Genomic DNA, 25,909 nt, shown 5'->3' on the forward strand with positions numbered 1-25,909 from the left:
GATGTTCCCCGGCACCGGCGCGGTTAGCGTCGATCGAGTGTTCAGACGTGTGCTTCTCGCCATCCTCGCCGGTATCGCGGTGTTCCTGGTGCCGTGGACCGTCTACCTCGGACTGACCCTGCCCGAGCACTTCGACACGAGCCAGTGGCGAGTCGCCTGGGTCGGCTTCGACATCATGCTGCTGCTGTGTTTCGCCGCGTCGGTGCTACTCGGGATGCGCCGCAGCCGCGCCGCGGTGCCGATGCTGGCCGGGACCGCCGCGCTGCTGTGCTGCGACGCCTGGTTCGACGTCGTCCTCGACTGGGGCGGCCCCGACCAGTGGGCCAGCCTCGGCACCGCGCTGCTCGCGGAACTGCCGATCGCCGTGTTCCTGATGCTGCGGGCCCGCACGCTGCTCGCCGGCAACGCCCGGCCGCGGCCGCTGACCATGCGCGACATCACCGTGCGCACGAACCCGAACTACCAACGGCTGCTCCGGCTCATGCCCGCCACCTCGGCCGAACTGCGCGCGCAGGTCCCGTCCGTCGACGTCCCGGCGGCGCTGCTGACCCTCACCCACGCCGGATACACGCGCCGGGCCCGAGACGGTCGCTGGCACTCCGTCCCGCAGAGCACCAATGAGGCGAAGCTGGAGGACTTCCCCGAGGAAGACCAGCCGAAGCTGGCCGCGTACCTCGACGCGAAGTACGACCACGAAGTGCGCCTGATGGCCTGGGCCGCCGAACACCGTGACACCTTCGACGGCTGGACCGGCGGGAGCCGCGCCGGGATGCGGCTGAGCTACAAAGACTTGAAGGAGTTCGAAGCCGAGTACCTGGAACTGGTGCACCGCTACGCCGCCCGCAAACCCGGCCCTTCCGAGGAAGCACGCGACCTGGCCGTGCGGTTTTACGCCTTTCCGGAACCGAAACCCGCTGAGCTGACGTAAGTTTCGAGGCATGATTCATCACGTGCAGGTCGCTTGCCCAGCAGGCGCGGAGGACGACGAACGCGCTTTCTACAGCGGAGTGCTCGGCTGGACCGAGCTGCCGAAACCGCCCCTGCTGGCCGCACGCGGCGGCTGCTGGTTCCAGGTCCCCGGCGTCGGCGGCCCGGACGGCGAACTGCACATCGGCGTCGAGGCAGAGTTCCGTCCGGCACGCAAGGCACACCCGGCCTTCGTGGTCGACGTGGACGCTGTCGCCGCCGCGATCGAAGCCTCCGGACACTCGGTGACCTGGGCCGATCCGGCGGAAATCCCCGGCAGGCGACGGTTCCACACCTTCGACCCGGTCGGCAACCGGCTGGAGTTCCTCGAAGGCTGAGCCGCTTGCGGTGTGGGGGTTTGCGTGAGCTTCGCCTGGAACGTGGGCGACTGACCCGGTTCAGTCGCCGACCGCGTCCCGCCCGCGCTTCACGATCAGCGGATCCGGTTCCCCGACTATCTTTTCGTCCTTGCCTTCATACTCGAACCGCGACAGGAAATACCGCATCGCGTTGATCCGCGCGCGTTTCTTGTCGTTGCTCTTGATCGTGATCCACGGCGCGAGATCGTTGTCCGTGCGGAGGAACATCGCCTCCTTGGCCGCGGTGTAGTCGTCCCATTTGTCGAGCGACTGCAGGTCCATCGGGGACAGTTTCCACTGCCGCACCGGATCGACCTGCCGGATGATGAACCGCGTGCGCTGTTCGGCCTGGGTCACCGAAAACCAGAACTTCGTGACCGTGATCCCGCTCTCCACCAGCATTTTCTCGAACAGCGGCGCCTGGTGCATGAACTGCTCGTACTGTTCGGGCGAGCAAAACCCCATCACCTGCTCAACCCCGGCGCGGTTGTACCAGGACCGATCGAACAACACCATCTCGCCCGCGGTCGGCAAATGCTGGACGTAACGCTGGAAGTACCACTGATGCGCTTCCCGGTCGCTGGGCTTGGCCAACGCGACGGTCCGAGCGTGCCGCGGGTTGAGATGCTCCATGAACCGCTTGATGGTGCCGCCCTTGCCCGCCGCGTCACGCCCCTCGAAGAGGATGACGTGCCGGCTGCCGGTCTCGCTGATCGAGTTCTGCAGCTTGAGCAGTTCGACCTGCAGCAGGTATTTGGTCTCGTCGTACTCCTCGCGCGGCATCCGCTCGTCGTACGGATAGTTCTCCCGCCAGGTGTCGACCGCCTTGCCGAACGCGTCGATCAGCACGGGATCGTCGTCGTGATCCTCGCCGACCGAATGCCCGCCGATCTCCAGCCGATCGATGTACTCCCGCACGTCCCGCAACATGCGGCCGACCTTAAGCAGGGCAGGTGAACGGGAGGTGTCGCCGGTTTCGACTCATTGAGGAACTACCGCGCCGACCCGGCTGCGCTTCGCGTCAGCCATGGCCGGAGTTGGGCCGCGTACTGACCAGATACAGCTCAGCCTGTCCGGAGAGCGGCGCGGAAATAGTCCAGTGGGCAAGGTAGTCCGGCGGCGGCGGACCCCACACTCGCCGCAACGCGAGGTCAAGCTCGCGCGGCCGCAGGTCGTAGTCGAAGAACGCGAAGTTCACCCGAAGCAAGCCTCGCGACAGATGGCCCGCCCGGCTTTCCAGTTCAGCGATCGCCTCGGGCATCCGTCCTCGATCGGAGAACACGTCGACGACCGCGCAGCCACAGGTGTAGGCCAGGACCCCGATCTCCCCGTCGCTGGCCACCGTTCGGCCGCCCGCCAGCCTGCCTACTTCCCGACCGATCTCGGCATACTGTGCGCTCGTGGTGTAGTTCGACGTGAACGGCGCGAAGTCACGCGGCAGCCCGGCCCCGGCATAACCAGCCACACTGGCACCGGCCAGAGCCACGACCACGGCCATCCCCGCTGCCCGCTCGATCCGGCGTTCCGAGCCGGCCGCTACTGCGCAGACGAAAACCGTAGCCGCGACAATGCCAGGCCCGTAATACCAGTGGTACGGCGGCACTTTCAGCCATACGTACGCCAGGCTGTACCCCGCTCCGGCCATGGCGAGCGCCGCGAACGGGAGCATTCTTCGCCTGGTCGCGTTTCCGCGCAGCACGAGAGCCAGTCCAGCCGGAACTGCCAGGACTACCGGTGAAAACGCCAGCACGACCTGTGCTGGCATCGTCTGCCAGTACAGCCCGATCCCGTTGCCGAACTCCCATTTGCCCCAAGCCCGTTGCGCTCCCTGCAAAGTCTTGATGACCAAGGTGTCCGGAACAGCCGCACCGAGAACCACCCAACTGAACGCGAACCACGGCACCGCCACCAGCGCCGCACCCTGCACGCTTCGCCAGCCGTTGACCCAGAATTGTTTGCGCGCGAGGAAAATCAGCACGACGAAGATCAGCAGGTCGACCCTGACCAAGGTGACCGCACCCGCGACCAAGCCGAAGGCGAAAGGACTCCGTTCGACCGAAAAGACCAGCAACCAGGCGACTGCCGCCGCACCGAGTTCGACCTCCAGCCCGATCGAGGACACCAGCAGCGGGTTCACCGTCAGCGCGGCGATCGTGAGAGCCGGGAACCATCGGGGCAATCCGGCAGCGGCACCGAGCCTGCGCAACGCGAGCGCCAGCAATACCTGGCACACCACGTACAGCAGCCCCGCCGCGACCACCCCGTCCCGCACCACGAAGGTCAACGCCGCCAGTAAAAGCACGTTAAGCGGCGAAGTCGCGGTGTTCGCGGAATGATCGGGAAGCAATCCCCAGCTGCCATGGAACGCAAGATTGCGCGCATAGCTCAAGGTGATGTAAGTGTCATCGATCAAGTGCCCATGCACTGTCAAAAAAGCCAATGCTGACACCGCTGCGACCCAGATTGGCAGCCAGATCTGCCGATCTCGCACCGGAATCCGCTGTTCCCGGGCGGTTTTGAGCACAGTCAAGCCCACTGTCATGACGATTTCCCCCACGAATGAACCAGAGAAGCTAAATCCCCGGCATGTCCAGCACCCGTCCGTCGTTCATGGTCACCCGGAACCCGTGTACATAGCGCGAAAAGGTGCCGTCCACGAATTTCACGACGAAGGTGCCGTCGTGCACGACCGCGGGAACCACTGAATTGTCCTGCGTGATCACCGACACCTTGGCCACCTCGTCGGTAACGATCCCGAACAGGTAGGTCGGTGAGCCAGGACCGCTGACCCCAGTGAAATTGCGCAGCGGGCGTTCGGCGGTGAGGCTGGCGTAGCCGCCTTGCTTGCCCAGCGCCTCGTCGATGTCGTTGGTCATCAATCCGCCGCCCCTGCCCGAGTCGAGAGCGCAGACCGCCGCGTTCTTTTCGTTGCGGATGACGAGAAAACCCCGTAGTTCGTTCTCGTCCACTTTGACCGTCGGCCGCCAACTGCCCGGGTCGGGCAACGGGATTCCCAAGGCGAGTGTGGCGGCCACACAGTCCTTGACTCGTTGCACGTCGGCCGGGCCTGGCGCGGCTCCGGCCGGTACCAGGGCCATTTCCGGAGTCCTGGTGTCCACGGGCGCGAACACCAGAGCCAGGCTCAACGCCAGCGCACCGACCGCGGCGGCGACCGCCACCGGCCGCACCGGCTTACGGGACCGCCGTCCGTGCAACTCCGGAGCGAGCCGGTTCCACATCGACTCCTTCAGGAGATCAGGCATCGGCCGGTCGGGCGGCAAGTTAAGGTCGTCGGCCATCAGAACTCCTCCCCAGCCAGTACGTCGGTGTCCCGCAGCAGCCCTCGCAGGCGGGTTCGCGCCCGGGAAATCCGCGCCCGTACGCTCGCTTCAGCGATCCCGAGCACCGCGGCCGCCTCCGCGGTCGACAAAGCGCCCAGCAGGCAAAGCTCTACCGCCCGCCGTTCCGCTCGCGGCAGTTTCGCGACCGCGTCCAGCACGCTCTTCAACCGCCGGTCCGCGTCGATCTGGCCGGCCACGTCCTCGGCGTGATCACGCACGACGTCGTTGCGCGGCAGCCGCGGCAGCACGGCCGCGAACCGGCCGAGCCGGCGCTGTTCCCGACGAGCCAGATTGGCGGTCACGGTGAACAGCCACGGCCGCGCACTGTCGTTCACCAGCGTCACCTCGCCGAGGCGACGCCACGCGGTGAGGAAGGTCAGCGAGGCCAAATCCTCGGCGGTGGCCCAGGACCCGGTCAACCGGTACGCGTAGTTCCACACCGCGCTGACATGCCGGTCGAACAACTCCCGGAACGCCGCGACATCGCCCGCCGCGGCTCGCGCCCACAGCTCCTGGTCGCCACCGGGGGTGTCCGGGACGTCGACGTCGTGCTCGGCCGACATCCCCCACCCCCGCCCCTGGTCCGAAACTGTCGTCACAACCCCTTGTCCCCGCACGGAGCGGGAGCGTTGCATCTGGCCGATCCAACCGGCGAAGGCATGGCGTCCGGTCCCGTCACCGGCATCGGAACCCAGGGTTTCTGGCACTCCGAGATCCGCGGCGAACTGGTCGCGGACACGCGCTACGTCCTCTGTGTACTGGACGGCAACGTCTCGGTCCGTCTCGGTCCGCATCCGGCTCAACTTCAGCCGCAGCCGGGAGCTCGCCCAGGTGCACCGCACCGAAGCCCAGCCGATCGCCGAGGCGCAGGCGGGCACTCGCAGTTACTGGCGCGCGGGCAGCACGACGGAGCCCGGGCGCGAGTTACGTCATCGGCGTCGAGGACAGCAGTGTGACGGTGGAGATCCAAGTTGCCGTCCACCGCGCTGTCCTCGATCGCGCAGACCCAGACCCGCGCGGTGCTGGATCGGCTGAAAAAGCCGTAAATGCACAACGGGCCGGGTGCGAAAAGCACCCGGCCCGTTGTTTACTGTCTCGACCAGACAGTGCGCCCGAAGGGATTCGAACCCCTGACCTTCTGATCCGTAGTCAGATGCTCTATCCAGCTGAGCTACGGGCGCGTGTTCAGTTGTTAACCTAGCACCTGCCGAAACAGGCACCAGCGGAGGCTCCGGGATTTGAACCCGGGAGGGGGGGTTACCCCCAACCGCATTAGCAGTGCGGCGCCATAGACCAGACTAGGCGAAGCCTCCTGGGTCCCAACGACCACTGCTCAGATAGGTTACACACCCCTCCAGTCCCTCCGGAAGGCACCCCCCTCAACGGTGCAGCACCCTGCGCAACCAGGGCGAACGGCCGCCGAGGCCCTCGGCTTCGAAGGTCGCGATGCCGACGCGCGGGAGGGACCCGACGCCGGGATACACCAGATACCGCGGGACCCACCGGGGCTGGAACTTGGCGTTGAACCGGTAGAGGCTTTCGATCTGGATCCAGCGCGAGAAGAAGTGCAGGACCTTCGCCGAGAGCCGGGCCACGGGGCCCGCGCCGATGCGCTGGCCCTGTTCCATCAGGGCGCGGAAGGCGGCGAAGTTCAGCGACACGTGGTCGATGCCGTTCTCGCGGGAGTACAGCAGCAGCTCCGAGATCATCAGCTCGTTCACGCCGTTATCGGCGGTGCGGTCCCGGCGCATCACGTCCAGCGACAGGCCTCGCTCGCCCCACGGCACGAACTGCAGCACGCCCCGGACGCGGCCGCCCTGTTCCGCGGTGACGATCACCGAACCGGGGTCGCCCATGCGGCCCAGCGCCATCGAGAAGCCGCGTTCGGTTTCGGTGCCGCGCCAGGTGGCGGCCAGGTGCACCAGCTCGGACAGTTCGCCGGGACGCAGGTCTTCGGCCCGGCGCACGAGGACCTTGTAGCCGGCCCGCTTCGTCCTCGACGCCGCCTGCCGCACGCCGCGCATGACGCGGCCTTCCAGCGTGAACGTCTCGGTGTCGACGACGGCCTCGTCGCCGATTTCCAGCACCTCCAGGCCGAACCGGGCCCACACCGTCGCGCCCAGTTCGGACGCGCCCATCGCGGCGGGCACCCAGGCGTTGCGCTGGCAGATGTCCAGGTACTCCTCGATCGCGCCGGGCCAGGCCTCGTGGTCGCCGAGCGGATCGGCCGACGTCAAAGCGACACCGGCGATCACGCGAAAGGTGACGGCCGCCTTGCCGGTCTTGGAGAAGACGGCGAACTTGTCGCGGCGCAGCGCGAAGTAGCCCAGCGAGTCTCGGTCCCCGTGCTGTTTCAGCAACTCGTGCAGCCGCGCCAGTTCGTCGTCGGACAGCTCCGGCGCGGGTTCGGACGAACGCAGCAGGAAGTATGCCGACACCAGCACGCCGGTGATGCTGAAAACCAGCCCGACCGACGCGGACAGATCCTCGAACCACATCTCGTGGAACACCGCGGGCCCGCTGACGCCGGTGAGCGCGAGCGCGGACTGGGCGAGCCGGTCGGCGAAGCTCAGCGGGTCGAGCATCCGGGCGGGCGCGACCGAAAGGAGCGCGAAGTTGAGCACGAACCCGGCCAGCACCAGCTGCAACAGCACCCGCAGCGCACGCCAGCGGCCGACGGTCGGGTCCGGGCGGGCGATGAAGTACCGCCGCGTGCCGATGAGCCCGGCGAGCAGCACCATCGACACCACGCCCGCGCCGAAAACGTGCCGCAGCCCGAGATGTGACAACGCCAACAGCGCGGCGAAGCCGACCGCCAGCTGCCACGCGCGGCGCTTGCGGCGGCGGAGCCCGGCGGCGAGCATGATCAGCAACACACCGGTGACCAGCGCCACAGCGGCCGCCGCGGTGGTCGCTTCGCTCGGCAGTTCCAGCCATTTGGCCACGTGCCCGCGCACGTCGCGGCCCACCGGTACGACGGTGGACACGATGGCGAGCAGGCCGGCCAGCCTGGTCACCCACGTGATCGCGACAACCGACGTGACGCCTGCTGCCTGCCAAGTGTGCTGCGCGCGCGTCCCCGTCACCACGCGTGCAACACGCACGGCCCTGCCATGCTTCCCCCCGTTGGCGCGTTCACTCCGCGGCGAGCTCTACGAAAGGGGCCAGCGCGGCCGGGTTGGCCAGCGCGTCCCTGCTCACCGCTCTCTCCGGCGCGACTCCGGAGAGAATTCGCTTCACTGGTACTTCGCACTTCTTACCGTTCAACGTACGGGGGATCTCGGAAACGACGATGAACCGATCGGGTACGTGTCGTGGCGACAGCGCGTTGCGCAGCTCTTTCCGCAGGTCAGCCTCTACTTCTTCCAGCTTCGCACCGGCCGTGAGTACGAGAAAACACACCAGCTGCCCGTCCTCGTTGCCCGCCGCCGACGTGTCGATGACCAGCGAGTCGGCGACCTTGGCGAAGCTCTCCGCGACCCGGTAGAACTCGGCGGTACCCATCCGGACGCCGCCGCGGTTGAGCGTCGCGTCACTGCGGCCGTAGACCACCGCCGAGCCGCGGCGGGTGATCTTGACCCAATCGCCATGCCTCCAGATACCCGGATACGTCTCGAAGTACGCCTCGCGCAGCCGGGAACCGTCCGGGTCGTTCCAGAACGCGACCGGCATAGACGGCATCGGCTCGGTGATCACCAGCTCGCCGACCTGCTCGACCACCGGTTCACCGTGGTCGTCGAACGCCGCCGCGGCCACGCCGAGCGCACGGCAGGACAGTTCGCCCAGCCACACCGGAACGTCCGGCGCGGCGGTGACGATCGCCGCGCACAGGTCGGTGCCGCCGGAGACCGAGCAGATCTGCGCGTCTCGGCTGACCGCGTCGGCGATCCAGCGGAAGCCCTCCGCGGACAACGGCGAACCGGTCGAGCCGACCACGCGCAGCGCGCTGAGGTCGTAGCGCTCGGCTGGGACGAGGCCTGCTCGGAGGCAGCTCTGGATGAACGGCGCGGACGTGCCGAAGTAGGTGACGCGGTGCTGTTCGGCCAGGCGCCACAGCGTGGTCAGGTCTGGATGGCCAGGACTGCCGTCGTACAGCACGATCGTGGCGCCGACGAGAAGCCCTGAGGCGACGAAGTTCCACATCATCCAGCCGGTGGTGGTGAACCAGAACAACCGATCGCCCGACCCGAGCCCGCTTTGCAGGCCCAGCGCCTTGAAGTGTTCGACGACGATGCCGCCGTGGCCCTGCACGATGCCCTTCGGGAGCCCCGTCGTGCCCGAGGAATACAGGATCCACAACGGATGCGCGAAGTCCACCGGCTCGTACGCCAGCTCGCCGCCCGCGTGTTCGGCGAGCATCGCGTTCCAGTCGATGACGCCGTCAAGCGTTACGTCTCCGAGGTATTTCACCAAAACTGTGGCCTCTAGAGACGGAATCTGTTCGCGCAGCCGCTGAACGGTGTCGCGGATGTCGAAATTCCGGCCGTTGTAAGCGTATCCGTTCACCGCGAGGAGCACCTTCGGCTCAATCTGGGTGAACCGGTCGGCGATCGCACTGATGCCGAAGTCCGGGGAACACGTCGACCAGATCGCGCCAAGGCTGGCGGTGGCGAGGAAGGCGATGAGCGTCTGCGGGCAGTTCGGCGCGAGCGCGACGACGCGATCTCCTTTGCTGACACCGAAAGCTCGCAACGCGGCTCGCGCGGCAGCGACGTGCGCGCGGAGGTCGCCGTAGGTGAATTGCTCGGCGAGCCCGTCCTCGCGGTGGAAAATCACCGCGAGTTCGTCGTCGGCCTTCGGCGCGCCGCCGGTGTCCGGGCTCAGCGCGTGTTCGGCGTAGTTGAGCGTGCCGCCGTCGAACCATTTCGCGTCCGGCATCGAACCGGACAGGATTTCTCGCGGCTGCTCGTGCCAGCGCACGCCGAAGAACTCCGCCACCGCCGTCCAGAACTCCGGAACGTGCTCGACCGAGTAGTGCCACAGGTCGTCGTAGTCGGCCAGTTCGACGCCGTGCCGCTCGCGCAGCCGTCGGCGGAAAGCCTCGATCTTGGTGTCAGCGACCCGGTTCGGATCGGGTCGCCAAAGCACCTCGGGAGCAGCGGCGTTCTCGTTCACTCGCCGATGCTAACCCTGGAATGCTCGCGACACCGCCGACTATTTCTGGAAGTCGCTCAGCAGCGGACCGACGGCTTCCGTTCCGGAACAGCTGCCGTCTCTCTACAAAGGACACAATGGCGACCAGGACGAGTCGCTGCCGCGGTTCGCTCTCGCGCAGCGACCCGTCCAGGGCGGTGCCGGAGATCAGCGGAGATGGGCGTCAAACCAGGCGAGGGTGCGCTGCCAGGCCTCTTCCGCCGCGCTGGGGTCGGCGTCGAAGCGGTGGTTCGCGCCCGGATAGCGCACGACGTTCGTCGCGACTTTCGCCGACGCCGCGGCCTCGCGCAGCTGCTCCACCTGGGCCTCCCCCGCCTCGTCCCCGGCGTCGCCGTACATGCCGAGCCACGGGCTGGTCACGCGGCCGGCGATTTCCAGCAGCTTCGGCAGTTCCGTCACCGCCTGGCCGCCGACGCTCACCGCCGCGCCCAGCTTGCGGTGCGAGGCGACTACCAGCGCCGCCGTGCCGCCGAGGTCGAAGCCCACCACGCCCCGCAGGTCGGCTTCGACGCCGCGGTCGGTGAGCCAGTCCAGCGTGCGGTCGGTGGCGTCGAGCAGATCGCGCTGAGTCAGCTGTTCGCCGGACTCGATGTGCGGGGTGACAGTGAGCCAGCCTTCGCCGGCAAGGCTTTTGACCAGCAGCAGGACCCCGTCGGTGACCCCGTCGCCCTCGTGCAGGACCACCAGGCCGCCGCGAGGGGCGCCGTCGGGTTCGGCGAAGGTGAGGCGGAGGGTGCTGCCGTCGGTACGCTGGTGATCCACGGTGGTCGTCGACGTCATCGCCTCATGCAATCACCTCTGGGTGAACATTGGGAACCTTTCCGGATCGGCCGGGGCGAGATACGGTGACCCCGTCGTCCCGTGAAAACCGAGGAGTTCCGACGATGCCGTCCCTCGCCCCCCGCCCTGACCTCGATTCGTTGCCGAAGTACGTCCCCGGCCGAACGATCGAAGGGGCCGTCAAGCTCGCGAGCAACGAGGTGCCCGGCGGTCCGCTGCCGAGCGTCCAGGCGGCGATCACGGCTGCGGTAACCGGAGTGAACCGGTACCCGGACAACGGTTCCCAAGCCTTGCGCGAGCGGCTTTCACGACGGCTGGACGTGCCCGCGCAGCGGCTCGCGATCGGCTGCGGCTCGGTTTCGCTGTGCCAGCAGATGATCCAGGCGCTGTGCGGCCCCGGCGACGAGGTGCTGTTCGGCTGGCGGTCGTTCGAGGCCTACCCGATCGTGGTCCAGGTGGCGCTCGCGACGGGTGTGAAGGTTCCGCTGACGCCGGAGCACGGGCTGGACCTCGACGCGATGCTGGCGCGGATCACCGACCGCACCAAGCTGGTGTTCGTCTGCAACCCCAACAACCCGACCGGCACCGTGCTGCACCGGGACGAGATCGAGCGCTTCCTCGAAGCGGTCCCTCCGCACGTGCTCGTGGTGCTGGACGAGGCGTACAAGGAATTCGTCACCGACCCCGAGGTGCCGGACGGCGTCGAATTCACGCGGACGCACGGCAATGTGGCGGTGCTGCGCACGTTCTCGAAGGCTTACGGGCTCGCCGGGTTGCGCGTCGGGTACGCGGTGGCCCCGGAGCCGATCGCGCAGGCGTTGCAGCAGGTGTACGTGGCGTTCTCGGTGAACAGCATCGCGCAGGTGGCCGCGATCGCGTCGCTCGACGCGGAGGACGAACTGCTCGCCCGGTGCCAGGAGATCATCTCCGAGCGGACCCGGGTGCGGGACGCGTTGCTGGAGATGGGTTACGAGATCCCGCCGACGCAGGCGAACTTCGTGTGGTTCCCGCTCGGCGAGCGCACCGCGGCCTTCGCCGAGCACATGCTCGACCGGAAGCTGATCGTGCGCCCGTTCCCCGGCGAGGGCGCGCGGGTGACGATCGGGACGCCCGAGGAGAACGACCTGATGCTGGCCGCGGCCAAGGAATTCGCGGCTATTTGAGAATCAGCTGCACGACCGCGGCGATTCCGATCACGACGATCACGCCGCGGAGCACGGTGGGCGGCAGCTTGCGGCCGATCTTGGCCCCGAGCTGCCCGCCGATCGTGGACCCGACCGCGAGCAGCCCGATCACCGGCCAGCTCACCGGGGCGACGAACGCGTAAATCGTGCCGGCGACGATGTTCACGACCGCGGACAGCACGTTCTTGACACCGTTGAGCCGTTGCAATGGTTCGGACAACAGCATGCCCATGACGGCCATCAGCATGACGCCCTGCGCGGCGGTGAAGTAGCCGCCGTAGACGCCGATGACAAACAGCAGCCCGAAGAGCAACGGCCCGGCGTGGTGTTCGCGCCCGTTGGCCTCGCGGCGTTTCTGCACCCACTTCGACACCTTGGGCTGAACGACCACGAGCACGACGGCGAGCCCGACGAGCACCGGCACGATCTTCTCGAAGGCGTCCTTGGGCAGCGTCAGGAGAAGCACGGTGCCGCCGATGGCCCCGAAGAACGAGGCGACCGCGAACCGCACCACCTGCGGCCAGTACCCGGCCAGCTCATGCCGGTAGCCATACGCTCCGCTGACCGTGCCCGGCGCGAGCCCGACCGCGTTCGACGTCGTGGCGGTCACCGGCGGATAACCCAGGGCGACGAGCACCGGGAAGGTCACGAGCGTCCCGGACCCGACCACCGTGTTGATGGTCCCGGCCCACATCCCGGCGACGAAGATGACGACGGCGTGCCACCAGCTCATAAAGCACTCACCCGCCGACCCTAAGCAGGAGCCCCGGGATGCGGCGACGCGATGTGTCCGGTCAGACACTCGAAGGCACCGTCAGCCGGGCTGAGCGACGGGCTTCAGCTCACCGGCGATCACCCATGGACGCGCACCAAGGGACCACCCGCGTGCCAACACGTCCGCCAGCAAGCTCTGGGCCATCGGGTTCGTGCACGCTCCGGGCCATCATGTTTGCCAGCACGCTCCGGGCCATCAGTCCGCCACAGGCTCCACGCCATCAGGTCCGCCAGCAAGCCCCGCACCATCAGGTCCGCCCACAGGCTCCGCACCAGCACGTTCGCCAGCACCTCCGGGCCACCAGGTCCGCCCACAAGCTCCGCACCAACACGTCCGCCAGCACCCTCCGCGCCATCAGGTCCGCGCTTCGGCCTAGCCTCCATTCCCGTTCTCCGTCAGCACACCTCCCCTGCCGCTCCTCGCTCTTCCCCGGCCCCAGCCCGAGCCCCCACTCCGCCCCAGCGCCTCACCGCTCAAATACGCAAAACTCATTCCCCTCCGGATCCGCCAGCACGTGCCACTCCCGGTCCCCTCCCCGCTCCGCCACCATCCGCGCCCCGGCCGCGATCAGCTCGGCCGGATCTCCCCACACGTCCAGGTGCATCCGGTTCTTCACCGTCTTGCGTTCCGGCACCGGGTTCAGCCAGAGCAACGGCCCCTCGCCGGCCGGGTCCACGATCGCGACCGGAAAGTGCTGCTCGCCGGGCGGGCTCCGGCGGACGTAGCCGAGCGCCGAGCACCACCAGTCGGCCTGTGCCTGATGATCCAGCGCGTCGAGTGCCAGGTCCTTGAACTTCGCGGGCATGATCCCTCCCTTTCCCGCTGACGATGGTGACACCCGCCACCGACAATTTCCCGCGTCTCGCGTCGCCAGCTGCCAGGATGGGCGGCGTGGCCCACGAATCCGACCAGGTCTGGAGCGCCACGGTCGACCATCTCCGCACGATGATCGACTCGGGCGAGCTTCCGCCGGGCTCGCGGCTGCCCGCGGAACGCGCGCTGTGCGAGCAGCTCGGCATCAGCCGCGGGTCGCTGCGGCAGGCGTTGCGCGTCCTGGATTCGATCGGGTACGTCCAGATCCGGGCCGGGTCGGGCACCTACGTCCGCGAGCAAGGCACCGCCGACAGCCCGCTGAGCAGCTGGTTTTCCGAGCACGAGCAGCTGGTGGAGAAGCTGTTCGACCTGCGCGCGACCGTCGAGCCGACCCTCGCCGAGCGGCTCGCGCGGCAGCACACGCCGCGCGTCGTGCAGCGGCTCGCGGACAACGTCGCGGAGATGGAGGCGGCCGCGGCGGCAGGCGACATGCTGCGCGTCATCGCGACTGACGCCGAATTCCACCGGGTGATCGCCGGCAACGCGGGCAATGACGACGTCGCCGATCTGCTCCGTTCGGTGCTCGCCCTGGTCGGCGAGGAACGCCGGGCCGCACTGCGGCTGCCTGGGCAGATCCGCAAGGCAGTGGCCGAGCACCGGGCGATTCTCGACGCCATCAGCCGTTCGGACGCGGCGGCGGCCCGCGAGATCACCCTCAAACACCTGCTGGACGCGAAAACCTACGCCCACGATTACGCGTCTTCCTGAGCGAGGAGGATGCCGCGGCCGGCAATCAGCGCTACAGTCTTCACAAGTTTGTGAAAACTGTGACACTCAGGGGGCCGGCCGTGGAGAAAGTGCACTTCACCGAGGAAAAGGCGACCAACCTCGGCACGCTGTACGCCCGTGCGCTCGACGCGCGCCGGGTCGATCCGATCCTCGGCGACACCGCCGCGGACGAGGCGGTCAAAAAGATCGACTACGACTTCCGCAGGCTCGGCGTGAACGAGAACGCCGCGGTGTCCGTCGCGATCCGGGCGAGCGCGATCGACGCGCTGGCCGCCGCCTGGCTGGCCGAGCACCCGGACGCGATCGTCGTGCACCTCGGCTGCGGAATGGACACCCGCGTGTACCGGCTCGACCCGCCGCCGTCGGTCACCTGGTTCGACGTGGACTATCCCGAGGTCGTCGACGTCCGCGGCCGGATTTACCCGCAGCGGCCCGGGTACTCGGCGATCGGCTCGTCAGTCACCGATTTCGACTGGCTCGACCAGGTTCCCGGCGACCGCGAGGCGTTGATCGTGGCCGAAGGGCTCACCATGTACCTCACCGCGGAGACCGGCACCGAACTGGTCCGCAGGCTCGTCGGCAAGTTCCCCTCCGGCCGGATCGTGGCGGATTTCTTCAGCTCGCTCGGCATCAAGGCACAGCGGATCAACCCGGTGGTCCGCCGCGCGGGAGCGACTTTGCATTGGGGCATCGACGATCCGCACGAACTGGAACGCTACGGCCTTCGCCTGGTGTCCTGTTTGGACGCGACCGAATGGGCGAGCGACGAAGCACTGGCGAAAATCCCGGCCGCGTCCCGGCTGGCACTGCGCGCCTCGGCCCTGTTTCCGGTGCTCCGCAAAATGGGCCGGATCGCGGAGTGGGATTTCTGACTCAGCCGACCCGGCGCAGCACCGCGTCGGCGACCTCGGCCACCGGCACCGTGGTCACCACCTCGAACATCGCCGACGAGCGCAACAGCGGCTCGACCTCGTCCAGATACCGCAATGTCTCGGCCAGTTCGTCCGGATGCTTCCCGTACGGATTGCCGGTGCGCGTCGCCAGCCGCTCGATCAGCACCTCGCGCGGCGCGCTCAGCAACACGACCTGGGTGAATCGCGGATAGAACCGCACCTGGTTCGAGACCGTGCCGGACACGAACAACGGACCCGGCGTCGACAGCAACGCGGCCATCCGGTCTTCCCGCCAAAGCCCATCGCGGGTGTAACCGCCGTAATCGGTGTCGACCGTGCGGTACCCGCGCCGAGACAGCTCCGTAAGCAGGCTGCTTTTCCCTGCTCCGGACATCCCGGTCACGAGCACCCGCACGCCGGCTACCGCGTTTCCAGCACCCGCGCCACGAACCGGCCAATCTTCTCGTTCATCCGCTCGACGCGCTGTTCCTCCGAGAGCGATTCCTTCGGCTGCGGCACCGCTGGCTTGAGCTCGCCGCGCAGGTACGCGCTGCACGCCAGGTCAGCGCACAAATACGTGCCCACCGTGTTGCCGTCGCGACCAGGCTTTCCGGCCAGCCGGGCGGTGAACAACGCGATGTCGGCGAGCGGATGCGTCGTGGTGCAGAACGCGCAGATGTTGCTGCGCAGCCGCGATTTCGGCGACGGCGCGGCCCGCAGCGACAGGCCGATCACCTCGTCGCCGTGCGGCACGACGAGGTACGCCCGGCCAGGAGCCTTCACGTCGCGCCAGCCGAGGAAGTCGCGCTTCTCCCACGGGATGTCCGAGGGGAGCGTGACGGATTTGGCTTCCCCGCGGGAACAGTTGACGAACGAAGCGCGGATCTCAGCGGGGTCGAGCGGTTGCATACGACCACGCTAACCATCGCCGCACCGCGGCAGCGACAGCTTTTTTCGCTCCCGGGCCCGCCACCCCATACGATCTGCTGGTGCGCACGATGATCGCGGGGAGGTTCCGGCTGGTTCTGCGCACCAGTCTGGGCTTCGCCGCGCTCGGCGTCGGATCGAGTGTCGCCGGCGCCGGGGTCGTCGCGTTGCTGCTGCTCCTGCAGGGTTTGCCGGAGGACGTCGACGACCGCGGCTGGGTGCTCGGCGTCACCGCGGCCGGGGTGGTCGCGCTCGCTCTGGTCGTCGGCACGCTCTGGACCGCTTACCTGCAGCGGCGCACCGTGGTGTGGTTCACGATCGGCCGCCCGCCGACCGCGGACGAGGCGAAACGCGCGTTGCGGCTGCCGTTCGACATGGCGGTGGTGAGCGGCACGCTCTGGCTGATCGGCGCGCTCGCGCTCGGGATTCTGGCCGGGGTCCTCGGCTCGATCGGCGACGCGGCGGGCATCGCGCTCACCATCGGGCTCGGCGGTCTGACCACGGTCGGGCTCACGTATCTGGCCGCGGAATGGGTCGCGCGGCCGGTGATGACGATGGCGCTCGCCGTCCTGCCGCCGCGGGGTTCGCTGCCGGTCACCGTACTGACCCGGCTGGTCGTCACCTGGGTGCTGGCGAGCGGCGTGCCGCTGATCGGCGTGCTGCTGGTGACCACGCCGCCCGACCTCGGCCGCAACGGAAACCCGGCGGCGAGCCTGATCGTGCTGTCCGTGACCGGCCTGACGACCGGCGCGATCGGCACTGCGCTCCTGTCCCGCGCCGTCGCCGCGCCGCTGCACCGGCTGCGGATCGCGCTGGACGCGATCGCGCGCGGACGCAAGGACGTGCACGTCGACGTGGACGATTCCAGCGAGATCGGGATGCTGCAGGCGTCGGTCAATGACCTCGCCGCCGGGCTGCGCGAACAGGACCGGATGCGCGATCTCTTCGGCAGGCACGTCGGCACCGACGTCGCCCGGCACGCGCTCGAATACGGCGCTTCGCTCTCCGGCGACGTCCGCGAGGTCACCGCGTTGTTCGTGGATGTCGTGGACTCGACCGCGCTGGCCTCGCGCACTCCGCCGCAGGAACTGGTCGAGAAGCTGAACCGCTTTTTCGCGAGCGTGGTATCCGCGGTGGACGCCCGGGGCGGGCTGGTCAACAAGTTCCAGGGCGACGCGGCGCTCTGCGTTTTCGGCGCGCCGACCCGGCTGTCCGACGGCCCGACGATGGCGCTCGCCGCGGCCCGCGCCATCCGTGACGCGGTGCTGTCGGAAGGCGAGCTTGACCTGGGGATCGGCGTCGCGACCGGGCAAGTTTTCGCCGGGCAACTCGGTGCGTCGAGCCGCCTGGAGTACACGGTGATCGGCGACGCGGTGAACGAAGCCGCGCGGCTCACCGAACACGCGAAAGCGGTGCCGTCCCGGGTGCTCGCCAGCGAAACGACGGTGAAGTCCGCGCTGGGCGGCGAGCGGGAACACTGGCGGTTGCACGGCGAACTCCACCTGCGCGGCCGCCACCGCGAGACCCGGACGTGGACGACCTAGAGCTCCCGCCCCTCGTTCATCACCTCCGTGATCCGGGCCAGAAATGCCCGCACCACAACGCTTTCCGACTCGCTGAGCGTGCGTGACACCGCATCCAGCTTTTCGATCGGCGGCCGCCACACCGCGGCCGCGATCGCCCGGGCTTGGTCGGTGACGGTGACCGCCACCCGGCGGCGATCGGTGTCGCTGCGGACGCGCGCCAGGTAACCAGCCGCTTCCATCCGGTCCACCAGCGTGGTCGCCGACGGACCGCTGATCCCGAGGCGGCGGCCCAATGCCACCGGACCCATCGGTCCGTGGTGGTTGAGGATCGCGATCGCGGTGAGGTCGTTCGCGTTCATCTCGACGCTCTTCGCCATCCGCGCCATCAAGTCGCGGCTGGCCTCGATGACGTCACGCACCGCGAAGGTCGTCTCGTTCATGCCCTCGAGCGCTGCCTGGTTCTCGTCCACGCGATCTTCCTTGTCAGTAGACAATCTAATAGATAGGTTATCTATGTACCTATCCCGAGGCAAGGAGAACCCGATGACCCGGCGCAGTCTTCTCATCTCCGGAGCCAGCATCGCCGGCCCCGCGCTCGCGTCCCGGCTCGCCCGGTCCGGCTGGGACGTCACCGTCGTCGAGCGGTTCGATCAGCTGCGCGAGGAGGGCCAAAACGTCGACATCCGCGGCGTCGGCCGCCAAGTGCTGCGGAAAATGGGGCTCGAAGAGGCGGTCCGCGCCGCGCACACCGGCGAGATCGGTACGCAGTTCGTGGACGAACACGGGCGCGTGGTCGCCGAGTTCCGCGCGGGCGAGGGCGATTCCGGCGGCGGGACCGCCGAGATCGAAATCCTGCGCGGCCAGCTCTCAAGGTTGCTGTATGAGCAGTCAGCCGGTGAGACGACATATCGATTCGGCGACCAGATTCGCGCGCTGCACGACGACGGCACCGGCGTGGACGTCGACTTCCAGAGCGGCCGAACCCAGCGCTTCGACGCGGTGGTCATCGCCGAAGGCCTGCGCTCCCGCACTCGCGCGATGCTGATGCCCGACGCGCGTCCGCGCGAACTCGGGCTCTACACCGCACACCTCGCGCTCCCGCGCATTTCCACCGACACAGCTTGGTGGCGCTCGATGTTCTGCGGCCGCGGCCGGATGTTGTTCCTGCGTCCGGACAACGTGGGCACGATGCGTGCCGGGCTGTTCTTCCTGTCCGACGTACGCGGACTGGACCGGCTCACGCCCGAGGACACGGTGTCCGTGCTGCGCAAGACGTACGCCGACGTCGGCTGGGAAGGACCGCGCGTTCTGGCCGAAATGGACAACGGTTCGCTGTACCTGGAGGACGTCGGCCAGGCGAAACTGCCGACGTGGAGCCAAGGACGGGTCGTCCTGCTCGGCGACGCCGCTTACTGCGCTTCGCCGGTCAGCGGCATGGGCACGACGCTCGCGCTCACCGGCGCGTACATCCTGGCCGGAGAGCTCATGGCCAGCAATGACCCACGCGCCGCGTTCGATCAGTACGAACGCCGGATGCGGCCGCTGGTCACCGAGGCGCAGCGGCTCTTCCCCGGCGCACCGCAGGTGACGATGCCGCGGGCGCAGGCGCATCGGACCGCGATCCATGCCGCGCTGCGGATGGCGAGCACGCCGCTGGCGCGCCGGTTGGGCAAGGTCGCGGGACGGTTCGGCACACCGCGCTCGGAGGCGATCACGCTGCCCGAGTACGCCTAGCTCAGGGCAGTTCAGGCCAGGTCAGCACCGTGGAACCCCAGGTCAGCCCGGCCCCGAACGCGGTGAGCAGCACCCGGTGCCCCGGCGTCAGCGTCCCGTCGGCGACCGCGTCCGCGAGCGCCAGCGGGATCGACGCCGCGCTGGTGTTGCCGACCCGGTCGATGTTCGACACCACCGCGTCCGCGGGCATGCCGAGCTGCTTCGCGGTCGCTTGCAGGATGCGAATGTTCGCCTGGTGCCCGACGAACCGGTCGACGTCGCCGACCATCCAGCCCGCCTGGTCCAGCACCGCGCGCGAGGATTCCGCCATCCGCGCGCACGCCTGCCGGAACACGGCCGTGCCCTGCATGACCATGAACCGGTCCTTCGGGTTCTCCGGCACCCGCTGCGCCGCGCCGCCGGCCTCGACCCACAGAAGTTTGGCCAGTTCGCCCTCGCTGTGCAGGTCGAACGGACCCAGCGCGCCGCGTTCGCCGGGCTCGCCCGCGCGCAGCAGCACCGCGCCGCCGCCGTCGCCGAAGATCGGCACCGTGGTGCGGTCGTCCGGGTCGACCAGCGAGGTGAAGACGTCCGCGCCGATCACCAGCACCCGCTCGGCCATCCCGGCCGCGATGAACCCGGCGGCGGTCGCGAGCGCGTAGACGAACCCGCTGCACACCGCGTTGACGTCGAACGCCAGCGCCGTGCCGAGTCCGAGCCGCGCGGCTACCTGCGGCGCGGTGGCCGGGCACAGCTGGTCGGCGGTGGAGGTGGCGAGCACGACGGCGTCCGCGCGCCCGTCCGGACCGAGCGCCGCCCGGCCCGCCTCCTCCGCCAGGTCCACTGTGGACTGGTCAGGCGCGACCCTGCGACGCTCCCGGATCCCGGTGCGGGTGCGGATCCACTCGTCGCTGGTGTCCAGCCGGCCCGCGATCTCGTGGTTCGTCACCACGTGCTCGGGCAGCGCGCCGCCGAGTCCGGCGACGACAGCGGCACGATGGCACGACCGGACAGCACTCATGGCGGAACCTCCCAGACCGGCTGGTTGGCGGACGTCGCCGGTTGCCTCCCCTTGTATGGCCTACCCCTGGGTAGACCGGTCAGTTGTGTTCCACGTCACTAAGAGACCTCTTCCACATTCGCTCAATAGGAGGTATTGCACACGGCGGATCGGCGGCGTGGTAATTGCGAGGCTTTTTGTCGGTGCGCCCGGTTAGCCTGAAGTGTGCGCACTCCCGACCTGGACCAGCTTGACCTCGCCATCCTCTCCTGCCTGCAGACCGACGCCCGCACGATCGCCGAGGTCATCGGGGCCAAGGTCGGCCTGTCCGCCGCGGCCGTGCAGCGGCGGATCAAACGGCTGCGCGAAGCCGGAGTGATCGAGAAAGAGGTCGCGGTGCTGTCCCCGGCCGCGCTCGGGCTGGACATGACGTTCGTCGTCATGGTCGAGATGGAGCGCGAGAGCCTGGCGGTGCTCGACGGCTTCCGCGCCCAGGTGCTGGCCGACGATTGCGTGCAGCAGTGCTACTACGTCACCGGCACCGCGGACTTCGTCCTGGTGGTCACCTGCCCGGACATGGCGGCGTTCGAGACTTTCGCGCGGCGGATGTTCTTCGACAACCCCAACGTCCGGCATTTCACCACGAGCGTGGCGATGGACCGGGTCAAAGTGGGCCTCACGCTGCCGCTCTCCTGATCCTGGCGGAACACAAGGGTTCTGTGTCCGGCGTTACGTGTTCGCGTCCTGATGCAACCGATCGCGTGAACGTCAGCGGAACGCCGTCATGTGCCCCCTGGCCGATCATCTCCCTGCCGACCAGTTCGCGAGGCGCGAACGACCGGAGGACACCAGGAGCAGCCGTGCACACCACCGACGCCGTACACCAGACCCAGTTCGTACTGCTGAACGAGAGCACTACGCCGGTGCTGTCCCGTCTCTCCTTCCACGTGGCGGAGCCATACGCGGTCACCGTGGCGTTCCGGACCGAACGCGGCCGGTGGATCGAGTGGACGTTCGCCCGCGAGCTGCTCGTGACCGGGCTCGACGAGCCGACCGGGATCGGCGACGTGCGGATCCGGCCGGACCTGTCGCAGGACGAAGCCCTGCTGACGCTGGAAATCGAATCGCCCGACGGCTACGCGTCGTTCGAGCTGGAGCGCGCCGACCTCGAGGCGTTCCTGGAATCTTCCTACGAGCTGGTGCCGTTCGGAGCCGAGAGCGAGCACTTCGACATCGACGGGCTGATCGAGGAGATCAGCAACGTGTGACAAGACCTGCCGATCCCGCGGCAATGGAAGACAGGGGCGGTTCGAGTGCGCTGGAGGCACTCGAGCCGCCTCTGTCGCATGTGGACCTTGCGGGGAGTGCCTGTGCGGGCACTCCCCGCGTAGCTCAGCCGCGGACGAGCGTCGTGCCGGTCGCCGAAAGCGCGACGTTCACCGGGTAGTAGTAGCTGTTGACGGTGTCGCCGCCGGAAACCATGCCCTGCGCCTGGTTTCCGCTGATGAACGAACCGCCGGAGTCGCCGTGGTCGGACCGGGCGTTGGTGAGCACCATGCCGGTCACGGTGCCCTCCTGATAGCGCACGGTCTGGTTCTTGGCGCGGATCGTGCCGCAGGTCCAGCCGGTGGTGGAGCCGGACTTGCAGACCGAAGCGCCGACCGCGGCCTCGGTGGAACCGGCGACGCGGGTGCCGTTGTTGATCTGGCCGACCGGGGTCCAGTTGCTGTTGACCCGCGCGGCCGCGTAGTCCGCGCCCGGGAAGCGGTAGGTGGAGAACTGGCCCATCGCGACCCGGTTGTAGCCGGACAGCGCGCCGCCGCCGGTGAGCGCCGCGCAGTGGCCAGCGGTCAGGAAGCCGCCGTTCACCGAGAATCCGACGGAGCAGCGGGACGAGCTGCCGATGTAGTACGCGTCTCCGCCGAGCACGTTGTAGTGCGGCTTCGGCACCGCCGAGGTTTCCGTCACGTCCACGGCCGCGCTGTCCACACCGGACTGCCGGATGAACTGCTCCGCCGCGCCGCGCTGTCCCTTGAGGACAGTCAGGCTGATCCGGTTGCTCGCGGTGTCGATGCCCCAGCCGGTGACCGACTTCGGCGCGGCTTTCTCGTGGGCGTTGAGCGACTGCACGGTCGAGTCGAGCTGCCGAGCGCTGAACCGGACGACCTTCGCCTCGGCACCGGCCGCGCGCACCTGATCGACGAGCGCCGCGTCGGTCACCGAGACCACGGCCTTGCCGGTCGCCGCGTTGAAGCTCGTGCCGCTGAAGCGTTCGCCGAGAGACCTCTCCAGTGCCGCGCCGACCTTGCTCGCGGCCTCTTCGTTCGCGAGCCGGGCGAGGGCCTGGCTGTGGGTGAGGCCGAGGTCGCGCTGCATCGCCGGGACCATGTCGGGGTTGAGCGGGGCGGCGCTCGCGGCCGGGACGCCGGCGAAGATCGCCGTCACCGCGGCGGCAGCGGTTGCGGCACCGAGGAATCTGATGGCTTTCATGCTTCTCCCTCGCGTTCGGTTCCCCCCGGCCTCGAAGGGTGCGGCGGCGGTTCGATCCGCTGCAATAAGGGGGCGCGAGAATAGGTAGCGGAGCAATCCTTAAGTAGGGACTTGCGCGACTACCGAGCGTGGGCCGCCGGAGCGGGCTTCCGTGGGTTGTTCCGCTGAACCGGCGAACTCCACGAGGTTTCACACTCTTGGTGACCGCACGCCGGGATTTCTTCTGCCATTTGGTGACCGTACGGAGGCAGACGTGTGAGCAGCGTGCATGCGGACGGTCCGGAAGCTGGTTTACCCCGCCCCGCGCACTGCTTAAGCTCCGGGCGAAACGGACAAGACGCTCGCTGGGGAGGTCGTGATGTGGCCGGCCGTTCCGACGTTGGTATCCGTGCGTCCGCGTCCGGCGGCTTTCGCCGGGCGTGACCGCGAACTCGCCGCCGTCGCCGAAGTTCTTGGACACCGGCCCGCTGCGGTGCTGATCGAGGGCGCGCCCGGAATGGGCAAAACCCGGCTGCTCGCCGAACTCGCCGCGCGGCCGGAGTTTTCCCAGCTCCGCGTGCTGCGCGGCGCGTGCCCGCAACTGGCCGAGCCCTTTCCGTACGGTCCGGTGTTGGAAGCCTTGCGCTCCGCCGGGGATCGACTCGGGCCGTTGAGCCCGGTTGCCGGTGCGCTGCAACCACTTCTGCCGGAACTGGCCGACGTGTTGCCTCCCGCGCCGGTGCCGCTGCCGGACGCCAGCGCCGGGCGGCATCGAGTGTTCCGCGCATTCCGGGAACTGCTGATATCCTGCGGTCCGACCATCCTGCTCATCGACGACCTGCACCGCGCCGACCCGGGAACCGGTGACCTGCTGCGGTTTCTCGCCGTCGACTGGCCGCCGAACTTGGGCTTGGCCGCCACCTGTTGCACCGGAAACTCCAGCGTGCGCACGGCTCCCGGAGTGCACAGCGCGCAGGTCACGCTCGGGCCGCTGGATTCAGCGGCGGTCACCGCGATGGCTTGCGACCTTCTGGGCTTGCCTCGGATCAACGCCGAGTTCGCCGCGAAGCTGCACGAGTACACGGCCGGGATTCCTTTTGTCGCCGAGGAAACCATCCGCGCGTTGCGTGGCGTCGAATTGACCGAGTCGGCGCTGGATCGGCTAGAAGTCCCTGTCGCGCTTCGGGAATCGGTCTTCCGGCAGCTGTCCGCGTTGCCTAAAACCGCAGTGCAGCTGACCAAAGCCGCCGCCGTGCTCAATATGCCCGCCGAACCGTCGGTGCTGAATGAGCTCGCGGGGGTGGCCGAGGACGACATCGTGTTGTCCGACGGCCTGCTGGACGAGGTCGACGACAATCGCTACGGCTTCCGGCATCCCTTCGCGCGCAAGGCTGTGTACGATGGTCTCAGCGTCGCCGAACGAAAACTGTTGCACACCAAGGCAATGCACCTGCCAGGTCAACCACTGTCGCTGCTCGCCGCGCACGCACACGCCGCTGGACGCGTCGAGGAATGGCAACACTACGCGGAAGAAGCGGCCGACGAAGCGATCGCACGCGGTGATACCGCACGCGCGATCGACTTGCTGCAGGCGGTCGTCGCGAAGGCCGACGAGGATGCGGTGGGCCGGTTGGCGAAGAAGCTCAGCGATGTCTCGCTGCGCGTCTTCCGCCCGGATGTCCACCTGACATTGGAGAAGGTGCTCGAAGACCGCCCGCTGCCGCCGGCCGTGCACGGGACGATCCGGCTCGCGCTGGGCATGCTGCTGGTCCGCGTCGCCGGGCGGCTGGAGCAAGGGCGCGCGGCAGTGGAACGCGCCGTCGCCGAACTGGCGGATCGGCCGGAACTGGCCGCGCGCGGAATCAACCTGCTCGCGCTGCCGTTCGACGGGCTCACCCCGCTGTCCTGGCACGAACAGTGGATGCGCCGCGCCCGGGAAGTGCACGCCGGACTGACCGATCCCGAGCTGCGGCTGGCGCTCACCGGCGACCGGATCGCGACCGCCGCGCACATCGGCGACGGTTCGGCGTGGGCGGAATTCCAGGCGATGCCGGACACCGCGCCGAGCGTCGCCGAACGCGTGCAGCTGGCCCGGCTGTGGTGCAACCTCGCCGACGCGCAGTCGTGGGCCGGCCATCTCGACCGGACCGAACAGCTGGTCGCCGAGGGGCTGCGCCGGGCTTCCGAAGCGGGTGCGCTGTATCCGAAGGGCCTGATCGAAGGCACCGAGGTGCGGCTCGCGTGGTTCCGCGGCAAATGGGACGGTCTGGCCGAAGCGACCGAAGACGTCCGGGCCCGGCACCCGGCGCTGGGTGCGATCGTCATGGAGACGTCGCTGGTCCTGGGCGGCCTGGCCGCGGTGCGTGGCGAGTTCGCGGCAGCGCGAAGACACTTGGCCGACGCCTCGGCGCACCGCCCGGGCGAAGGCCCTATCCCCGTTGTGCTGTGTGCGGCTTCGGTGTTGATCGGCGTGCACCTGTCGACCGACGACATCGCCGCAGCCTGCGAAGCCGCTGATGTAGCTGTCGACGCCGCACGTCGCAAGGGCGTGTGGGTCTGGGCAGCGTCGCTTGTCCCCGCCGCGGCGGAGGCGTACACGCGCGCGGACCGTTGGCACGACGCCGACGCTTTCGTTGAAGAGTTCGCGCGCGGCATCGAAGACCGCGACGCGCCCCTCGCCGCCGCAGCCCTGCACGCCGGTCGTGCCGTCCTGACCAACGCCCGCGCGAAACACCTAGCCGCCGCGACACTCTTCGACACCGCCGCCGACGCGTACGCGGAGCTACCGATGCCGTACCTAGCTGCAGGCATGCGTGAACGCGCGGCACGCTGTCGCCTTGAAGCAGGACAAAGCGGCGCGACGACTGCGCTTAGCGAAGCCGCAACTGCGTACGCACAGCTAGGTGCCACCCGCGACGCTGGCCGTTGCCATCATCTGCTTCGCGAACACGGTGCCTGGGCACCGTCACAGCGTGGTCGTCGCGGCTATGGTCGCGAACTGTCGCCGCGAGAGCGCGAAGTCGCCGAGATGCTCGCGGAAGGCCGGACAAACCGTCAGATCGCCGACGGTCTGTTCCTTTCACCGCGCACGGTGGAGCAGCACGTGGCGAAGGTGCTTCGCAAGCTAGGCGCGCGAAGCCGCACTGACGTCGCGAGGAAACTGCCGTCCCCGGAACCGCGCGGTAACGAGCACCTCGTCATACCGTAGGCAGGTGGCTGA

The 25,909-nt window shown here is 68.4% G+C and carries 24 protein-coding genes and 2 tRNA genes; 10 read left to right on the top strand and 16 right to left on the bottom strand.

Features of this window, described 5'->3' with window-relative positions; translation table 11 throughout:
- Positions 1 to 37: 37 nt before the first annotated feature.
- Together ACZ63D_RS18575 and ACZ63D_RS18580 are read left to right on the top strand one after the other, a co-directional pair.
- Positions 38 to 928, top strand: coding sequence for a hypothetical protein (locus ACZ63D_RS18575; protein WP_465355514.1), 891 nt, complete (start codon positions 38 to 40; stop codon positions 926 to 928).
- A 10-nt stretch (positions 929 to 938) separates the two neighbouring features.
- Complete coding sequence (locus ACZ63D_RS18580) at positions 939 to 1,304, top strand: VOC family protein (protein ID WP_465355515.1); 366 nt, start codon at positions 939 to 941, stop codon at positions 1,302 to 1,304.
- A 60-nt stretch (positions 1,305 to 1,364) separates the two neighbouring features.
- Here the strand turns inward: ACZ63D_RS18580 and ppk2 are convergent, their stop codons facing one another.
- From ppk2 to ACZ63D_RS18625, 9 genes are all read right to left on the bottom strand, one after another.
- Positions 1,365 to 2,255, bottom strand: a complete 891-nt coding sequence (gene ppk2 / locus ACZ63D_RS18585; protein WP_465355516.1) for a polyphosphate kinase 2 — start codon at positions 2,253 to 2,255, stop codon at positions 1,365 to 1,367.
- Positions 2,256 to 2,346: 91 nt separating this feature from the next.
- Positions 2,347 to 3,867, bottom strand: a complete 1,521-nt coding sequence (locus ACZ63D_RS18590; RefSeq protein WP_465355517.1) for a hypothetical protein — start codon at positions 3,865 to 3,867, stop codon at positions 2,347 to 2,349.
- Positions 3,868 to 3,898: 31 nt separating this feature from the next.
- Positions 3,899 to 4,624, bottom strand: coding sequence for a hypothetical protein (locus ACZ63D_RS18595; protein ID WP_465355518.1), 726 nt, complete (start codon positions 4,622 to 4,624; stop codon positions 3,899 to 3,901).
- Positions 4,624 to 5,229 (bottom strand): RNA polymerase sigma factor, encoded by a 606-nt coding sequence (locus ACZ63D_RS18600; protein WP_465355519.1) that lies wholly within the window; start codon positions 5,227 to 5,229, stop codon positions 4,624 to 4,626. Before ACZ63D_RS18600 ends, ACZ63D_RS18595 begins: the two co-directional genes overlap by 1 nt.
- 544 nt (positions 5,230 to 5,773) lie before the next feature.
- Positions 5,774 to 5,847: transfer RNA gene (locus ACZ63D_RS18605), tRNA-Arg, on the bottom strand.
- 42 nt (positions 5,848 to 5,889) lie between these two features.
- Positions 5,890 to 5,979 (bottom strand) — tRNA-Ser (locus tag ACZ63D_RS18610).
- A gap of 66 nt (positions 5,980 to 6,045) precedes the next feature.
- Positions 6,046 to 7,755, bottom strand: coding sequence for a phosphatidylglycerol lysyltransferase domain-containing protein (locus ACZ63D_RS18615; protein ID WP_465355580.1), 1,710 nt, complete (start codon positions 7,753 to 7,755; stop codon positions 6,046 to 6,048).
- Positions 7,756 to 7,801: 46 nt separating this feature from the next.
- Entirely contained in the window at positions 7,802 to 9,781 is a 1,980-nt protein-coding gene (locus ACZ63D_RS18620; protein ID WP_465355520.1) for an acetoacetate--CoA ligase, read from the bottom strand.
- Between the two features lie 186 nt (positions 9,782 to 9,967).
- Positions 9,968 to 10,600, bottom strand: a complete 633-nt coding sequence (locus tag ACZ63D_RS18625; protein ID WP_465355521.1) for a dienelactone hydrolase family protein — start codon at positions 10,598 to 10,600, stop codon at positions 9,968 to 9,970.
- A 104-nt stretch (positions 10,601 to 10,704) separates the two neighbouring features.
- Here ACZ63D_RS18625 and hisC point away from each other — a divergent pair, with 104 nt between their 5' ends.
- A complete protein-coding gene (gene hisC / locus ACZ63D_RS18630) occupies positions 10,705 to 11,763 on the top strand; it encodes a histidinol-phosphate transaminase (protein WP_465355522.1) in 1,059 nt (352 codons plus the stop codon).
- Here hisC and ACZ63D_RS18635 read toward each other — a convergent pair.
- Together ACZ63D_RS18635 and ACZ63D_RS18640 are read right to left on the bottom strand one after the other, a co-directional pair.
- Positions 11,756 to 12,517 (bottom strand): sulfite exporter TauE/SafE family protein, encoded by a 762-nt coding sequence (locus tag ACZ63D_RS18635; protein WP_465355523.1) that lies wholly within the window; start codon positions 12,515 to 12,517, stop codon positions 11,756 to 11,758. The genes hisC and ACZ63D_RS18635 overlap by 8 nt on opposite strands.
- A 508-nt stretch (positions 12,518 to 13,025) precedes the next feature.
- Positions 13,026 to 13,364: a VOC family protein gene (locus tag ACZ63D_RS18640; protein ID WP_465355524.1), complete on the bottom strand. Its 339-nt coding sequence runs from the start codon at positions 13,362 to 13,364 to the stop codon at positions 13,026 to 13,028.
- Positions 13,365 to 13,441: 77 nt separating this feature from the next.
- On the opposite strand from ACZ63D_RS18640, the gene ACZ63D_RS18645 reads away from it, so the two are divergent.
- The gene (locus tag ACZ63D_RS18645) at positions 13,442 to 14,140 is read left to right on the top strand and encodes a FadR/GntR family transcriptional regulator (RefSeq protein WP_465355525.1); all 699 of its coding nucleotides are present in this window, start codon (positions 13,442 to 13,444) and stop codon (positions 14,138 to 14,140) included.
- Between the two features lie 80 nt (positions 14,141 to 14,220).
- Complete coding sequence (locus ACZ63D_RS18650; protein WP_465355526.1) at positions 14,221 to 15,033, top strand: class I SAM-dependent methyltransferase; 813 nt, start codon at positions 14,221 to 14,223, stop codon at positions 15,031 to 15,033.
- A 1-nt stretch (position 15,034) separates the two neighbouring features.
- On the opposite strand, the gene ACZ63D_RS18655 is transcribed toward ACZ63D_RS18650, so the two are convergent.
- Both ACZ63D_RS18655 and ACZ63D_RS18660 read right to left on the bottom strand, forming a co-directional pair.
- A complete protein-coding gene (locus tag ACZ63D_RS18655; protein WP_465355527.1) occupies positions 15,035 to 15,469 on the bottom strand; it encodes an AAA family ATPase in 435 nt (144 codons plus the stop codon).
- A 5-nt stretch (positions 15,470 to 15,474) separates the two neighbouring features.
- Positions 15,475 to 15,963 (bottom strand): FBP domain-containing protein, encoded by a 489-nt coding sequence (locus ACZ63D_RS18660; protein WP_465355528.1) that lies wholly within the window; start codon positions 15,961 to 15,963, stop codon positions 15,475 to 15,477.
- An 89-nt stretch (positions 15,964 to 16,052) separates the two neighbouring features.
- Here ACZ63D_RS18660 and ACZ63D_RS18665 point away from each other — a divergent pair, with 89 nt between their 5' ends.
- Positions 16,053 to 17,525, top strand: coding sequence for an adenylate/guanylate cyclase domain-containing protein (locus ACZ63D_RS18665; protein WP_465355581.1), 1,473 nt, complete (start codon positions 16,053 to 16,055; stop codon positions 17,523 to 17,525).
- Here ACZ63D_RS18665 and ACZ63D_RS18670 read toward each other — a convergent pair.
- Positions 17,522 to 17,977: a MarR family winged helix-turn-helix transcriptional regulator gene (locus ACZ63D_RS18670; RefSeq protein ID WP_465355529.1), complete on the bottom strand. Its 456-nt coding sequence runs from the start codon at positions 17,975 to 17,977 to the stop codon at positions 17,522 to 17,524. The genes ACZ63D_RS18665 and ACZ63D_RS18670 overlap by 4 nt on opposite strands.
- 73 nt (positions 17,978 to 18,050) lie before the next feature.
- Between ACZ63D_RS18670 and ACZ63D_RS18675 the strand changes: the two genes are divergently transcribed.
- Positions 18,051 to 19,241: an FAD-dependent monooxygenase gene (locus tag ACZ63D_RS18675; RefSeq protein ID WP_465355530.1), complete on the top strand. Its 1,191-nt coding sequence runs from the start codon at positions 18,051 to 18,053 to the stop codon at positions 19,239 to 19,241.
- Position 19,242: 1 nt separating this feature from the next.
- Here ACZ63D_RS18675 and ACZ63D_RS18680 read toward each other — a convergent pair whose 3' ends face one another.
- The gene (locus tag ACZ63D_RS18680; RefSeq protein WP_465355531.1) at positions 19,243 to 20,241 is read right to left on the bottom strand and encodes a beta-ketoacyl-ACP synthase III; all 999 of its coding nucleotides are present in this window, start codon (positions 20,239 to 20,241) and stop codon (positions 19,243 to 19,245) included.
- Between the two features lie 204 nt (positions 20,242 to 20,445).
- On the opposite strand from ACZ63D_RS18680, the gene ACZ63D_RS18685 reads away from it, so the two are divergent.
- Positions 20,446 to 20,916, top strand: a complete 471-nt coding sequence (locus tag ACZ63D_RS18685; protein ID WP_465355532.1) for an Lrp/AsnC family transcriptional regulator — start codon at positions 20,446 to 20,448, stop codon at positions 20,914 to 20,916.
- 164 nt (positions 20,917 to 21,080) lie between these two features.
- Complete coding sequence (locus ACZ63D_RS18690) at positions 21,081 to 21,488, top strand: SsgA family sporulation/cell division regulator (RefSeq protein ID WP_465355533.1); 408 nt, start codon at positions 21,081 to 21,083, stop codon at positions 21,486 to 21,488.
- A gap of 124 nt (positions 21,489 to 21,612) precedes the next feature.
- On the opposite strand, the gene ACZ63D_RS18695 is transcribed toward ACZ63D_RS18690, so the two are convergent.
- The gene (locus tag ACZ63D_RS18695) at positions 21,613 to 22,710 is read right to left on the bottom strand and encodes a S1 family peptidase (protein ID WP_465355534.1); all 1,098 of its coding nucleotides are present in this window, start codon (positions 22,708 to 22,710) and stop codon (positions 21,613 to 21,615) included.
- Positions 22,711 to 23,098: 388 nt separating this feature from the next.
- Here ACZ63D_RS18695 and ACZ63D_RS18700 point away from each other — a divergent pair, with 388 nt between their 5' ends.
- Complete coding sequence (locus ACZ63D_RS18700; protein WP_465355535.1) at positions 23,099 to 25,897, top strand: ATP-binding protein; 2,799 nt, start codon at positions 23,099 to 23,101, stop codon at positions 25,895 to 25,897.
- Positions 25,898 to 25,909: the final 12 nt, after the last annotated feature.

Source organism: Amycolatopsis sp. NPDC104775, from assembly GCF_055583325.1.

Bases quoted from the DNA above. Each gene is read 5' to 3' on its own strand.
- ACZ63D_RS18580 (WP_465355515.1), top strand. From the start codon at position 939: ATGATTCATCACGTGCAGGTCGCTTGCCCAGCAGGCGCGGAGGACGAC.
- ppk2 (WP_465355516.1), bottom strand. From the start codon at position 2,255: ATGTTGCGGGACGTGCGGGAGTACATCGATCGGCTGGAGATCGGCGGG.
- ACZ63D_RS18590 (WP_465355517.1), bottom strand. From the start codon at position 3,867: ATGACAGTGGGCTTGACTGTGCTCAAAACCGCCCGGGAACAGCGGATT.
- ACZ63D_RS18595 (WP_465355518.1), bottom strand. From the start codon at position 4,624: ATGGCCGACGACCTTAACTTGCCGCCCGACCGGCCGATGCCTGATCTC.
- ACZ63D_RS18600 (WP_465355519.1), bottom strand. From the start codon at position 5,229: ATGTCGGCCGAGCACGACGTCGACGTCCCGGACACCCCCGGTGGCGAC.
- ACZ63D_RS18625 (WP_465355521.1), bottom strand. From the start codon at position 10,600: ATGACGTCGACGACCACCGTGGATCACCAGCGTACCGACGGCAGCACC.
- hisC (WP_465355522.1), top strand. From the start codon at position 10,705: ATGCCGTCCCTCGCCCCCCGCCCTGACCTCGATTCGTTGCCGAAGTAC.
- ACZ63D_RS18635 (WP_465355523.1), bottom strand. From the start codon at position 12,517: ATGAGCTGGTGGCACGCCGTCGTCATCTTCGTCGCCGGGATGTGGGCC.
- ACZ63D_RS18640 (WP_465355524.1), bottom strand. From the start codon at position 13,364: ATGCCCGCGAAGTTCAAGGACCTGGCACTCGACGCGCTGGATCATCAG.
- ACZ63D_RS18645 (WP_465355525.1), top strand. From the start codon at position 13,442: ATGGGCGGCGTGGCCCACGAATCCGACCAGGTCTGGAGCGCCACGGTC.
- ACZ63D_RS18660 (WP_465355528.1), bottom strand. From the start codon at position 15,963: ATGCAACCGCTCGACCCCGCTGAGATCCGCGCTTCGTTCGTCAACTGT.
- ACZ63D_RS18665 (WP_465355581.1), top strand. From the start codon at position 16,053: ATGATCGCGGGGAGGTTCCGGCTGGTTCTGCGCACCAGTCTGGGCTTC.
- ACZ63D_RS18675 (WP_465355530.1), top strand. From the start codon at position 18,051: ATGACCCGGCGCAGTCTTCTCATCTCCGGAGCCAGCATCGCCGGCCCC.
- ACZ63D_RS18680 (WP_465355531.1), bottom strand. From the start codon at position 20,241: ATGAGTGCTGTCCGGTCGTGCCATCGTGCCGCTGTCGTCGCCGGACTC.
- ACZ63D_RS18695 (WP_465355534.1), bottom strand. From the start codon at position 22,710: ATGAAAGCCATCAGATTCCTCGGTGCCGCAACCGCTGCCGCCGCGGTG.